The organism is Pseudomonas sp. AC172, assembly GCF_979258595.1.
This window is the reverse complement of record NZ_OZ409868.1, coordinates 811,542-824,910: the sequence shown is the minus strand read 5'-3', so window position 1 is coordinate 824,910 and position 13,369 is coordinate 811,542. Positions and strand designations below refer to the sequence as shown.

At 57.4% G+C, this 13,369-nt stretch carries 10 protein-coding genes; 9 read left to right on the top strand and 1 reads right to left on the bottom strand.

The genetic code is table 11. The annotated features are described in order from the left end of the window. Nucleotides 1-125: 125 nt before the first annotated feature. The 4 genes from ACZ0A4_RS03880 to ACZ0A4_RS03865 all read left to right on the top strand — a co-directional run bounded on the left by ACZ0A4_RS03880 (nucleotide 126) and on the right by ACZ0A4_RS03865 (nucleotide 7,831). Nucleotides 126-1,985, top strand: coding sequence for a hypothetical protein (locus ACZ0A4_RS03880; protein WP_463573143.1), 1,860 nt, complete (start codon nucleotides 126-128; stop codon nucleotides 1,983-1,985). A 247-nt stretch (nucleotides 1,986-2,232) separates the two neighbouring features. After that, nucleotides 2,233-3,927: a hypothetical protein gene (locus ACZ0A4_RS03875; protein WP_463573142.1), complete on the top strand. Its 1,695-nt coding sequence runs from the start codon at nucleotides 2,233-2,235 to the stop codon at nucleotides 3,925-3,927. Between the two features lie 93 nt (nucleotides 3,928-4,020). After that, nucleotides 4,021-5,874 (top strand): hypothetical protein, encoded by a 1,854-nt coding sequence (locus ACZ0A4_RS03870; protein ID WP_463573140.1) that lies wholly within the window; start codon nucleotides 4,021-4,023, stop codon nucleotides 5,872-5,874. A gap of 181 nt (nucleotides 5,875-6,055) precedes the next feature. Continuing rightward, a complete protein-coding gene (locus ACZ0A4_RS03865) occupies nucleotides 6,056-7,831 on the top strand; it encodes a hypothetical protein (RefSeq protein ID WP_463573139.1) in 1,776 nt (591 codons plus the stop codon). Nucleotides 7,832-7,944: 113 nt separating this feature from the next. On the opposite strand, the gene uraH is transcribed toward ACZ0A4_RS03865, so the two are convergent. Next, complete coding sequence (uraH, locus tag ACZ0A4_RS03860) at nucleotides 7,945-8,298, bottom strand: hydroxyisourate hydrolase (RefSeq protein ID WP_463573138.1); 354 nt, start codon at nucleotides 8,296-8,298, stop codon at nucleotides 7,945-7,947. 420 nt (nucleotides 8,299-8,718) lie between these two features. Here uraH and puuE point away from each other — a divergent pair, with 420 nt between their 5' ends. The 5 genes from puuE to ACZ0A4_RS03835 all read left to right on the top strand — a co-directional run bounded on the left by puuE (nucleotide 8,719) and on the right by ACZ0A4_RS03835 (nucleotide 13,235). Further along, nucleotides 8,719-9,645, top strand: coding sequence for an allantoinase PuuE (puuE, locus tag ACZ0A4_RS03855; RefSeq protein ID WP_463573137.1), 927 nt, complete (start codon nucleotides 8,719-8,721; stop codon nucleotides 9,643-9,645). Continuing rightward, a complete protein-coding gene (gene uraD, locus ACZ0A4_RS03850; RefSeq protein WP_463573136.1) occupies nucleotides 9,642-10,157 on the top strand; it encodes a 2-oxo-4-hydroxy-4-carboxy-5-ureidoimidazoline decarboxylase in 516 nt (171 codons plus the stop codon). Before puuE ends, uraD begins: the two co-directional genes overlap by 4 nt. 87 nt (nucleotides 10,158-10,244) lie before the next feature. Beyond that, a complete protein-coding gene (alc, locus tag ACZ0A4_RS03845; protein WP_008080896.1) occupies nucleotides 10,245-11,240 on the top strand; it encodes an allantoicase in 996 nt (331 codons plus the stop codon). Nucleotides 11,241-11,366: 126 nt separating this feature from the next. Next, nucleotides 11,367-11,870: an ureidoglycolate lyase gene (locus tag ACZ0A4_RS03840; protein WP_034151759.1), complete on the top strand. Its 504-nt coding sequence runs from the start codon at nucleotides 11,367-11,369 to the stop codon at nucleotides 11,868-11,870. Nucleotides 11,871-11,921: 51 nt separating this feature from the next. Continuing rightward, on the top strand, nucleotides 11,922-13,235 hold the full coding sequence (locus ACZ0A4_RS03835) for a urate hydroxylase PuuD (RefSeq protein WP_463557397.1): 1,314 nt from the start codon (nucleotides 11,922-11,924) through the stop codon (nucleotides 13,233-13,235). Nucleotides 13,236-13,369 lie beyond the last annotated feature (134 nt).

Genomic DNA, 13,369 nt, shown 5'->3' with positions numbered 1-13,369 from the left:
TGAAGTAACCGAACTTCTCTATCGCCTTCCCCGCCTGAATTTTCCGGGGTGTAGACGAGTGCGCCTGAACAATACGGCGAGGCACTGATGTGCACCCGGCGTCCCCTCTCAATGAGTAACTCCATATGGCAAAGCCCCCGAAGAAAATCTCTGTGACAGCAGCAGCTGATACAACGGTTACAACAAGACCGGTGCAATCAGGCTCTGGCAGTCGCATCACCACAAACACGCCTGACCTCCCACTGTCAGGTATCGATTCAACCACAGGGTCACCAGCAACGAGTACCACCGCTACTCGCCAGCCAGCCATCATCGTCAACGAGATCCCGGATTCCTACAGTGCTGCGCGCAATGCAATTGCCTGGCCTGAGAATCGATTGAACGAACTGACGCCGATCGCAGAAAACAACGGTTTGTTCACTGGGCCGGATCAGCGCACCTACGCGCAAATCGGCAGCGAAGGCCGGTTCGTCGTCGAGCAGGATTTGCACGGCAACTATTACGTTCCACTGACCTTTGCGCCCGGTGTTCCCGGCCCGGTGCTGATCAGAATGGAAGGCCAGGCCAGTTGGCACATCCAGCGACCCGGCTGGCAATCAACACAGACTCGGGCCGGTACTCCTGCCCTGGCACATGCGCTTTACTACCTGGCACCTGATGACGCCAACACGTTGACCAAAGCAGAACTCTCAACGGCTGGCATCCGTTACAACAAGCGCAAACACACCTTCGTCGATACGGCTGAAGGCACGGTCATGGTCCGTAGAAACGAACAAGGGGAGTATCAATACAGCTCTGCGACGACCCGAGACGTGCTCGATGTCTACTTTGAACAGATTCCCGCCTCGACACTCTGGCGCCGAAAAACACCGGACTCGCCAGCCCAGGAAACACCCGTTGCAGGCAGACCTCGGCCAATCGTCGAACCGGACGAACCGGACGAACCGCAAACCGGCCCAAGCAAACGAGCGCGGCTCGGTGCCCCCGAAGATCCAGCAAGACCCACACCCCTTCAGACCAACGCCCCCGCCGAGCAAACACCGTTTTTCTGGTTGTCCTGGGGGCATCTGAACAAACCGTCCACGGGGGAGTCCGTTCAGCTCGGCTGGTTCCATTATCCGATTGTGCCCACTGGCTCCAATCCCACGCCAAAAGTCTACTTTGTGCAGCATCCCGACTTTGCGCCAACACACTTCGAGGCGTTCGAACACATGCTGCTGACAGCGCCAGCCATGCAGCCTGTAGCAACGTTTCGCATCGGTAACGATCCGGGCGAAATACACCCCGGCAAACGTTTCTTCGATGAGCCGATCTCGCAATCCGTTGCCAATACCTTCCCCGATTTTTCCGACGCCACTGCTCGCAGCGTCGCCAGAAGACTGTTCGAACTGGCGGACAACTCACCAGTGATTACCGGCACCGGACTGGTCAATATTCAGGCCGTCCTGCATCAGTGGAAACAAAGGCCGTTTCCCACCGCACCTGCTTACGCCGATCCGCTGAATATGCTGGCAGTGGCGCCCGCCATCGATGTCGGCGGTAAAAAAATCATCCCGATGCTGTCCCAGCTCGACAGTGAACTGCAACGGCTCACCTTCGATCCCAAGCGTTTCCCCACGGAGTGGAATCACTACAAAACCTATCCGACGGACCTGAACCTCAGACGCCTGCTCGGTGCCCTGTTGGTGCGCAGTGGCTACGATGTTTTCCCCCTGACTCACGAACATCGTATGCCAACGCTGGTATTCAGGCGCGCCACCCATGACCAGGTTTACTTCATGAAACTGGGCGCAGTCGAACATGTCGGCCTGTCGCACACCCCCGGCAATGAGCTGGCAGACGCAAGCTTGCCCGACAGGATTGGCAACGATGCGTTTGTTGCCCTGACAACCGCCACCGCACAAAACAAAGTGGTGTGGCTCATTGGCGGTGTCTTGAAGGTCGAGTCGAATCCGGATTCGGTGTTCATTATCAGAGAGCGCTAAGTTCCCTCTCCAACTCTCGCCGGCCCTGCCGGTGAGAGCGGACTGGCTTCTCGAAATCCTCGCAACACCTCGCAGCACTTGCCCTCGGATCAATACATATATACCGCACGCCTTGGTGACCTTTTGCCGAACATCACTCCCTTGAAGCCAACGGGCCAGGTGAACGCGATGTCGCGCAAGCGCACATCGAGTCAGCTTGTTGATATGCCGGCCCTACCACTGATCAGCGAATCATCGGAGCAATTCAATGGCAAAACCACCCAAGAAAATTCCTCGGTCCACATCACCGGAAACGTCCGTGACCTCGACAAATCCTGTGCTGAATCCACTCGGAGTATTTCCCGGTGAAACGGGGCATGCCGAGCCGAGCGGGACGACCGGCAATCCGCGGTCCGATGCCTCTTCCCCACACGCGTCGCCAAACGCAGCCGCCGCCCGTCCCAGCGTCATCATCAGCCCTGCACTGAGCCGGGAAAGCCAATTGGGCCTATTGCGCGCAGCGGAGTGGGTGAGGCAGCACTCCATCGAAGTGCAACCGTCCGCGCATGCCGGCACGTCCATGAGTGAAGCACCGCCGCAGCCGGTCTTCATCAACACCGAATCGGCAAGCCAACTCAAATTGCAGGTTAGTACCGCAGAGGGGTTTCGATACGACAAACACAAAAAGGCCTATGTCGAAATGCACGGCGGCATGGTCATGGTGGGCAAAACCCTGGACGGCTGGCGACAGACCCATGCCGGGGAATCGACTCCAACGGGTCAACGGGTTGAGCAGATTCCCGGTACAAAGCTCTGGCGTGAACTCGACGTGCCGCGCCAAGGCCTTCATGCCGTACCCGATCCGGTGTCTGCCGAAACGAGCGACGCTACATCCGGGCCGAGCAGGCGCCCCGGCCTGGACGAACACACCCTTGTCGCAACCGGCACGAGCGCGCTGGTCGAACAGCTTTTCTCTCAACAGAACGTCGCCCTGGATCTTTCCGCAGGTCAATGGAAAAACTGGGGAAAAGCCACAAAACCCGATTCCGGCGAGTCGATAGAAATCGACGGGCAGCACTACCGGATCGTCGCGCAAGGTTTGCGTGCCGAGACCGGGCTGGTCTATTTGCAACACCCGGGATTTTCACCGGACAGCTATGACGCTTTCGAAAACATGCTACGCCATGAACCTTCGCGCCAGCCGAAATGGGCACTGAAACTCAAGGGCCAATGGAAAGTCATGGACAACCATCGGCCGTTCGAAATGTCTGCCACACAATATGTTTCCACTGCGTACAACTATCTGTCGGAACAGTCGGTCAGCAATCTCGCCAGAGCTGTATTCGAACGGGTTTCACTGCCTCAGGGAGTCAATGCTCATGGGCTTTCGGTGATGGCACTGACGTTTCGCCACTGGATAGACCGGGTGAATAACGAGGCGCCCATGCACAGCTTGTCGGACCCATTGGTGATGTTGCCAAAACTGCCGGCACCCACTGGCAGTCTGGCCAGCGGCGGTTTACTCACTTTGCCTGCGCACAATTCTGCCGGTCTGCAACGTCTGGATTTCGATCCGAAACGGTTCCCTCAGGAGTGGGCTCTGTATGCCTCCGCGCCGACTGCAGGAAGCCTGCGCGCATTACTCATGAGTCTTCTTCAGCACAACGGTTACAGCATCAATCCGACCACGCGCCGGCTCAGCGAAGGCGCCGTGATCTTTCACCGTCCAGGCGTTGCCGCGGTATTCGTGTTGAAGCTGCCGCCGGTTGCTGGAAGTCAGGTACCTCGCACCACCCCCGCCGGACACGAACTTACCGATCCGGCCTTTCAGAGCAGACTCAGCCCAGCGGAAAGACAGCGATTGGACAGCCACCTGACTCATACCGAAGTCATTCACCTGGTCGGGGGCATACAACAGATATCCCCCGACAACCCGTCGATCTTCATTGTGCGAGAGGGGTGAAGGTCTCTAAGCGCGTGAACGGATCGCCCGCAGTTTCCTGGGGACCATCCGCAACCTGATCGCCCTCACCTATCCAATTACGAGATTAATTCAATGGTCAAACCACCGAAGCGTGTGGCCGAGGTCACTCCGTCCGAAATTCGCCAAAATACCGGTAGCACTGCCCTCAGACTCCCGGGCGAAAACCAGCCAACCCTGGAACCTTCTGCTGGCGAGCCGGCCTCCGCAGGGCGGCAACCGTCGGTGCTGCTCAACGAGATTCCGCCCCCTTACGCGCTATCAGTTGAGGCAGCTCTGCGATCAATCACCTGGCCTGCCGACCAGGTAAACCTGCTACAGCGACTGGATCCCGACAGCGGGCTGCTCACCAGCCCCGATGGCAAGTTGTACGCCCATGTAGAAAATGAAGGCCATCTGCTGGTCGAAAGACATGATGATGGCCGCTACCAGATTCTCTTCAACTTCACTCCTCATCTGCCGGGGCCCTTCCTGGTGAAAACGGAGCGTCAGACCACCTGGACCTTCGAGCGCCCCGGCTGGCTTGCGCACAACCCTGACCACGATCAGCGACCTGCCGCCGCTGAGTTGCCCATGCTGGAACAGCCCGTCTACCTGGCACCCGAAGTGGCGACCCTGCTTTCTTCGGCGGAGCAGAGCGCAGACGGGTTGCGCTATGACAAACATCGCAAAACCTATATCGATACGGCGGATGGAACCGTCATGGTGCGCAAAAACGCCGACGGTCATTATCAGCAGGCGTTTGCAGGCGCACGCGAGGCTTCGCCGATCTTGTTCGAACCGATTCCCGGCACAAAGCTGTGGCGGCGCAAAAGCGAGGCGAATCAGCCATCCCCGGAACATTCGCAACAGGCCAAACGCAAAGCCCGGACCGACAGCGAGGAAACTGCCCCAGGCCCTGGCAAACGGGCGCATCAGGAAGAAGACCCAGACCCGACACAAGCACTGACCGAGAGCCTGCTTTCGGCCAATCCCGAAGCGATCAATCTGAGTTACGGCTTATGGCGAAACTGGGGGCGAAATGTTCCTCAGCAACCGGGCCAGCACATCGAAATCGACGGGCAATACTATCGGATCATGCATCAGAATCCGGGGGCGAATCCGACCCTCGTATATCTGCTACACCCGCTGTTTTCACCCGCTTTGTACGACGCCTTCGAATACATGCTGCGGGACAACCCGGCCTTGCAACCGAAATGGGCGGTCAAGCGAAACAATCAATGGACGGTTCTGGACAACGTTGTTCCATTCGAGATGCCGATCACGCAGTACATCTCCCGTACCTTCAAGTATTTGTCTGATCAATCAGTCAGCTCCCTTGCCCGAGCCATGTTCAACCAGGCCAATCGATCCGAGGTCATCAGCGGTCATGGACTGGCGCTGATGAATCAAGTGTTTCGTTACTGGGCAAACAGGCCGCTGCCCCCTGTTCCACATCGAGAATTGAGCGACCCGCTGCTGATGTTGCGCAGGACTGAAGGACGGTCAGACACGCTGACAATTCCCCCCTCTCTGGGTGACGGCTTGATGCGACTGGATTTTGATCCCGGAAGGTTTTCTCAACACTGGAACGACTACGCAGCGGCTCGGACCACAGCCAACTTGCGCACATTGTTCAGCAGGATACTGGCGGATGACGGTTACGAGGTGAACACCTCCTTTCAAACACCGGGCGACGATGGGCTGGTGTTTTATCGAAAGAGGATCGACCTGCTATTCGTGCTGAAACTGCCACCCGTTATCGACGGCAGGCTCAAACGAATGACGCTGGAAAGCCCTGAGTTCAGTGAAAGCCAAATGCGGACTCTCATCACCGAGCAAAAGCCACTGTCCACGTTCCGCGAAGAAAACAAGATCATTTACCTGCTCGGTGGAACTCAAACCGATGTGCTCGGGCAGACAACGCTATTTGTGATCAGAGACAAGTAACCAACGAAAGATCCATCGAGACAGTGAGCAATGTAACCATGATCCACGCTGAGACACATCAATGATAAAGCCGACAAAAACGACTGTGCGCCCTGCTTCGTCCAGCACTTCCACGATTACCAGAGTCGACAGCGATGCTGGCGCAGGCACCGTAAGAAATAACGTAGATCCAGATTCACTGATGCCCGATCTGAATCCACAGCCGGGCACTTCAACTTTATTACCGCCAAGGACCGAGGTTGTCGAAGAACCGCGCGTGGTGGTGACCTATATATCCGATCCGGTCATTACGGAAGCCAATGCAAGGCTGGCAGAAATCGCGCTGCCAGGATTGCAGACCCATCTCCTGCAACCGCACGAATCCGTCGACGGGTTGTACCTTGCCCCAAGCGGTCAGACCTACGCTCACCTGGAGGAAGGCCGCTATTACCGCGTGGAGCTCAACGCCGAGGGGAACTACCAGATTCCGTGGCCCGCCGCGCCGGGTGTGACACCGCCGATTCTGAAACAAATCCCGGGTCAATCACGTTGGCGCATCGAGGCACAGTGGTACGCAAGCGAGTCGGCGCAGGGCAGCCTGTTCATGCCGCGACTGACCGCCGAAGACCCGCTGGCGATTTTCCATGTCGATCCAAACCTGGCAACGCTTCTCCCCGCCGCACATGAAGCCGTTGACGGCATTCGAATGGGCCCCCGTGGAAAAATCTACGTCAACCTCGCTGAAGGCACCGTCATGGTTCGCAAAATCGAACAAGGCGAATACAAACTGGCCAGTGCGACGACGATGAACGTGCCCGACATAACGCTCGAACAGATTCCCGGGCAATCGGTGTGGCGCCGCAAACTGCAAATCAACCACCATGCACACCAAGATCCGCTACCGGGCAGCTCTCGCGACCTCAGTCAGCCAGATGAATCCGGTCCAGGCCCTGTTAAACGTGCTCGAACGCTTGCCAACAGTAATGCCCTCGATCCATTCGAACTCATACGCATCAGCGAGCTTTGGCAACAATGGGGAAGCGTCACAAAACCGTTAACCGGTCACTCCATCGAAATCGGCGGCAAGCACTTTTCCATTGTTGAGCAGCCAACCCATACCGTTGACGCGCTTGCCTTTATCAAGCCTCCACAGTTTTCCGCTACGCGTTTCGACGCTTTCGAACAGTTGCTGCTGAATACGCCTGAGTTGCAGCCCAGGGGCGTGGTGAAATTGGCGGACGGGTGGACGGGGGAAGGCAGCGACACATGGAAAATTGTCGAGGGTCTGCCATTTGAAAAAAGCCTTACTCAACATGTCAGCGATCAGTTCACCTACCTTTCTGATCACTCCGCAAACAAAGTTGCGCGGGAAATGTTCAATCGGGCCAATCAATCCGATGAAATAACAGGACCGGGGATCCATGCATTGTTCGAGACGTTCAAGAAGTGGAGTAATCGTTATATGCCCAATGGTGATAACAGGTTCATTCGTCAGGATCTGAGCGACCCGCTGATGCTCCTTTCGCCGCTTGCAACTGACGCCAATGGCAACATGCATATGCCACTACCTTCGGCTGAAGGTCTGCAAAGAATCGACTTCAATCCGAAACTGTTTTTTGGCTCGCAATATCAGAGGCAGCGCCAATCCACGCGATCGCTTTTCAAAGATATTCTTCGCGGGCACGGCTACTCCATTGCCCATGATTTTGGCGCCAACCTTGGCGATGCTCTGTTGATCAAGCGATTGGGGGTTGACCCTATTTTCATCATGTTTATGGACAGGGTTCATAACAACACTGTTCTACTCCCTGATCCGGTGACATGGCTCAAAAAAAGAGCACTCGTCAATAAAATGGACGCTCACGTCAAAGACGACCTCAGAGAGCATTTCCACAGCAACAAGATCATTTATCTGTTGGGCACCAACGAGCGTCTTCCCACTCACGAAGACAACCTTATCGTCACCCGACATAGCTAAGATCATGCAGATCATCAAGCCGCAGAAATAAAAAAAGCCCGCAGTGTGGGCGGGCGAAAGACCAAAGAAGCTATATGCGCAGTCGCTTCCCGGTGGGGGCAGCTGCTTGGGGGTCAGCTGCCCCGATACGTGGAATAGCTGTACGGCGAAATCAGCAATGGCACGTGGTAGTGATCCTGTTCGGCAGAGATGCCGAAGCGCAGCACAACTACGTCCAGAAATGCCGGTTCCGGCAACTGAACGCCACGGGCGCGGTAGTAATCGCCGGCGTGGAACTGAACCTGATAAACCCCGGTGCGATAATCGTCGCCTTGCAGCAGCGGTACATCGACCCGGCCATCGCTGTTGGTGACCGCACTGGCGACCAATTCCAGTTGCGAACCTTCAACGCGGTACAGCTCGACCTTGATCGAACTGCCCGGGCAACCGTGTGCAGCGTCCAAAACGTGTGTTGTCAAACGTCCCATTGATTCTGCGCGCCTGCCTGCATGGAGCAGTCAGACTTCGCGCCTCCCGAAGTCAGTTGAAAAGGAGACCGCACCGATTCGGAGCACGAAAAGCTGCGGCGAGCGACTGATTAAGACACTTTTCAAAAAAATTGTACACAATAAAAACGACATTTTTAACATCACCCCCGTCATTCGGGGGTTTCCCCGCGTTCTGCCAGCAACACGCCTATTCATTGAACCTCCTATCCATTAGCTGACTGGTCAGGCAGGTTTCTTGCAGGCTTACGCCAAGAGCAGCAAAAGATGACAGTCGGTGAAAAATGCGAAAATTCAGGCTTACAAATTGCGAATAAAGTTGTATACAATCAGCCCATCGCTGTGACGCCAGCCTGCCAGGCCGCCACACCCATCTGTCAACGAACAAGAAGGAAGACTGCAGTGAGCGCTGACTACCCACGCGACCTGATCGGTTACGGCAGTAACCCTCCTCACCCACACTGGCCGGGCAGTGCCCGCATCGCCCTGTCGTTCGTACTCAATTACGAAGAAGGCGGCGAGCGCAACATTCTGCACGGCGACAAAGAATCCGAAGCCTTCCTCTCCGAAATGGTTGCCGCTCAGCCGCTGCAGGGCGCGCGCAACATGAGCATGGAATCGCTTTACGAGTATGGCAGCCGTGCCGGCGTTTGGCGGATCCTGAAACTGTTCAAGGAATTCGACATTCCGCTGACCATCTTCGCCGTCGCCATGGCCGCTCAGCGCCACCCGGATGTAATCCGCGCGATGGTCGATGCCGGCCACGAAATCTGCAGCCACGGCTATCGCTGGATCGACTACCAGTACATGGACGAAGCGCAGGAACGCGAGCACATGCTCGAGGCGATCCGCGTCCTCACCGAAATCACCGGTGAGCGCCCACTGGGCTGGTACACCGGCCGCACCGGCCCGAACACCCGTCGTCTGGTCATGGAAGAAGGTGGTTTCCTCTACGACTGCGACACCTACGACGACGACCTGCCCTACTGGGAACCGAACAACCCGACCGGCAAGCCGCATCTGGTGATCCCGTATACCCTCGACACCAACGACATGCGCTTCACGCAAGTGCAGGGTTTCAACAAGGGTGACGACTTCTTCGAATACCTTAAAGATGCGTTTGACGTGCTTTACGCCGAAGGCGCTGAAGCACCGAAGATGCTCTCGATCGGTCTGCACTGCCGCTTGATCGGCCGTCCGGGTCGCATCGCCTCGCTCAAACGCTTTATCGAATACGCCAAAAGTCATGAACAGGTGTGGTTCAGCCGTCGCGTCGACATCGCGCGTCACTGGCACGAAACCCAGCCGTATCAAGGGGCCGCGAAATGAGCCGCTTTCAAACCCTGCAACCGTCGACCCTGAGCCGCGACGCTTTCGTCAAAGCCTTCGCCGACATCTACGAACATTCGCCATGGGTGGCCGAGAAGGCTTACGACCTGGGCGTGGACGCTTCGATCGACGAGATCGAAACCCTGCACCAGCGCATGAGCGACATCCTGTTGAGCGCCGATCACGCCAGTCAACTGGCCCTGATCAACGCTCACCCGGACCTGGCCGGCAAAGCCGCCGTCCAGGGCCAACTGACCGAAGCCAGCACCAATGAACAGGCTGGCGCCGGTATTCACCAATGCACGGCCGAAGAGTTCCAGCGCTTCACCGAGCTGAACGACGCCTACAAAGCCAAGTTCAAGTTTCCCTTCATCATGGCGGTAAAAGGCAGCAACCGGCATCAGATCCTCGCGGCGTTCGAAACGCGCATTCACAACTCGGAAGATACCGAGTTCAAATGCGCGCTGGCGGAGATCAACAAGATCGCCCTGTTCCGTTTACTGACTCTTTAGCAAGCCTGACCCGAGTACATCAAACGCGGAGAGTACCCAGGGTCTTGCAAGCATCCCCAGCCACTTATTCAAAGGCAGACAAGAAGAATGAAAGCTTACGCCGTACCTTTCGAAAAATTCGTCAACCTGGCCGATGCCCGTCTGGGCACCAAAATCATCTCGGTCACCGATGACTGGTTCGCAGACGCCAATCGTCTGTTCCAACCGACCCCGGCCGTATGGAAGGAGGGCGTGTTCGATGACAACGGCAAGTGGATGGACGGCTGGGAATCGCGCCGCAAGCGCTTCGAAGGCTTCGACAGCGCAGTGATCCGTCTGGGCGTACCGGGCTCGATCAAAGGCGTGGACATCGACACTTCATTCTTCACCGGCAACTTCCCGCCATCGGCCTCTCTGGAAGCGTGCTTCCTGGCCTCGGGCGAGCCTGATGAAAACACCCAGTGGACTGAAGTGCTGTCGGCCGTCGAGCTGCAGGGCAACAGCCACCACTACCACGAAATCAGCAACGACCAGGCGTTCAGCCACCTGCGCTTCAACATCTACCCGGACGGCGGTGTTGCCCGTCTGCGCGTGTACGGTGTGCCGCATCGCGACTGGTCGGCGGTTGGCGACAACGAGCAAGTCGATCTGGCAGCAGCTCTGAACGGTGGCCGCGCCCTCGCCTGCTCCGACGAACACTTCGGCCGCATGAGCAACATCCTCAACCCGGGCCGTGGCATCAACATGGGCGACGGCTGGGAAACTGCACGTCGTCGCACGCCGGGCAATGACTGGGTGATCGTCGCACTGGGTCACCCGGGCGAGATCGAGAAGATCGTCGTCGACACCCTGCACTTCAAAGGCAACTACCCGGACACTTGCTCGATTCAGGGCGCGTTCGTGAAGGGCGGTACTGACAGCCAGATCGAAACCCAGTCGCTGTTCTGGCGCGATCTGCTGCCAAGCCAGAAGCTGGAAATGCACGCCGAACACACTTTCGTCGAGCAGATCAAAGCACTGGGCCCGATCACCCACATTCGCCTGAACGTGTTCCCGGACGGTGGTGTGAGCCGCCTGCGCGTTCTCGGCAAGGTCGCTAAATAGGTTTGAACCCAATCGCTGGCAAGCCAGCTCCCACAGGTTTTGTGAACGCCACAGTCCACTGTGGGAGCGGGCTTGCCCGCGATGGCGATAGTTCTAACAACACAGAATTCGGATAAGAAGAACAGCATGCGCACACTAACGATTGAACCGCTGAGCAAAGAAGCCTTCGCCCCTTTCGGTGACGTGATCGAAACCGACGGCAGCGATCACTTCATGATCAACAATGGTTCGACCATGCGCTTCCATAAACTGGCGACGGTCGAAACCGCTCAGCCTGAGGACAACGCGATCATCAGCATCTTCCGCGCCGACGCGCAGGACATGCCGCTGACCGTTTGCATGCTGGAACGCCATCCGCTGGGCAGCCAGGCTTTCATCCCGCTGCTCGGCAACCCCTTTCTGATCGTGGTCGCGCCCGTTGGCGATGAACCTGTATCAGGCTTGGTCCGCGCCTTCGTCACCAACGGCAGGCAGGGCATTAATTACCATCGCGGCGTTTGGCACCATCCGGTGCTGACGATCGAAAAGCGGGATGACTTCCTGGTGGTTGATCGCAGTGGCACAGGCAATAACTGCGATGAGCATTTTTTCAAAGAGGATGAGCGGTTGATCCTCGCCCCCCACCAATAAGAGAAGGTCTGATCACTCGACAACAAGAGTGACAGGCGAGAGGTAAAGACTGTGGAAGCACATCTGTTGGAATGGCTGAACCTGAGCGTGCGCTGGGTTCACATGATTACTGGCGTGGCCTGGATCGGCGCGTCGTTCTACTTCGTCTGGCTGGAGAACAACCTCAACCGCGTCAACCCGAAAACCGGCCTGGCCGGTGATCTGTGGGCGATCCACGGTGGCGGTATCTATCACCTGGAAAAATACAAACTGGCCCCGCCGGCAATGCCGGACAACCTGCACTGGTTCAAGTGGGAAGCCTACTTCACCTGGATGTCGGGTATTGCGCTGCTGTGCGTGGTGTTCTACTCCAACCCAACGCTCTACCTGCTGGCTCCGGGCAGCACCCTGAGCGGCCCTGAAGGTGTGGCCATCGGTATCGGCTCACTGTTTATCGGCTGGTTCATCTACTCCTTCCTCTGTGATTCGGCCTTGGGCAAACGCCCTGCTCTGCTCGGTTTCATTCTGTTCGTGCTGATCATCGGCGCGGCGTATGGCTTCAGCAAAGTGTTCAGCGGTCGTGGTGCGTACCTGCACGTCGGCGCGATCATCGGCACCATCATGGTCGGTAACGTGTTCCGCATCATCATGCCGGCGCAACGCGCACTGGTGGCGGCGATTGCCGAGAACCGCACACCGGATCCGGCACTGCCGGCCAAAGGCTTGCTGCGTTCGCGTCACAACAACTACTTCACCCTGCCGGTGCTGTTCATCATGATCAGCAACCACTTCCCGAGCACCTATGGCAGCCAGTACAACTGGTTGATCCTCGCCGGGATCGCGGTGTTGGCGGTGTTGGTGCGTCACTACTTCAACACTCGCCACGACAGCCACAAGTTTGCCTGGACCCTGCCGGTTGCAGCGGTGGGCATGATCACCCTGGCATACGTCACCGGTCCTGCACCGATGTCGACCGCGCCGGAAGTGGCCAAGGCACCAGCGAAAATCGAGTACCAACCGTTGCCGGAAACGGCATTGGGCGGTGGCGCGAAACCGGCTGAAGCGGCGGCACCTGCTGCACCCGCAGAAGCACCTGCAGCACCGGCACAGGCGTCGAATGCTGGCCCGGGTTTCGATAAAGTGCACACAGTGATCCAGGAACGCTGCGCGGTTTGCCACTCGGCCAAGCCAACCAGCCCGCTGTTCAGTGCGGCGCCTGCCGGTGTGATGTTCGACACCCCTGAGCAGATCCGCCAGAACGCGGCACGCATCCAGGCGCAAGCCATCACCACGCAGATCATGCCACTGGGCAACATCACTCAGATGACCCAGCAGGAACGTGACCTGATCGGTGCATGGATCGCCCAGGGAGCACAGACCAACTAAGCCGTAAAACTTCGCGAGCAGGCTCGCTCCCACAAGGACACCTTCAATCCCTGTGGGAGCGAGCTTGCTCGCGAATGGCCGCAATGCGGTCGCCTGATGCAAATAAACAGCTGTGAGCAACCCGGCAGCTGTTA

Coding starts and splice junctions, on each gene's coding strand:
- ACZ0A4_RS03880 (WP_463573143.1), top strand. CDS start 126: ATGGCAAAGCCCCCGAAGAAAATCTCTGTGACAGCAGCAGCTGATACA.
- ACZ0A4_RS03875 (WP_463573142.1), top strand. CDS start 2,233: ATGGCAAAACCACCCAAGAAAATTCCTCGGTCCACATCACCGGAAACG.
- ACZ0A4_RS03870 (WP_463573140.1), top strand. CDS start 4,021: ATGGTCAAACCACCGAAGCGTGTGGCCGAGGTCACTCCGTCCGAAATT.
- ACZ0A4_RS03865 (WP_463573139.1), top strand. CDS start 6,056: ATGCCCGATCTGAATCCACAGCCGGGCACTTCAACTTTATTACCGCCA.
- uraH (WP_463573138.1), bottom strand. CDS start 8,298: ATGGGACGTTTGACAACACACGTTTTGGACGCTGCACACGGTTGCCCG.
- uraD (WP_463573136.1), top strand. CDS start 9,642: ATGAGCCGCTTTCAAACCCTGCAACCGTCGACCCTGAGCCGCGACGCT.
- alc (WP_008080896.1), top strand. CDS start 10,245: ATGAAAGCTTACGCCGTACCTTTCGAAAAATTCGTCAACCTGGCCGAT.
- ACZ0A4_RS03840 (WP_034151759.1), top strand. CDS start 11,367: ATGCGCACACTAACGATTGAACCGCTGAGCAAAGAAGCCTTCGCCCCT.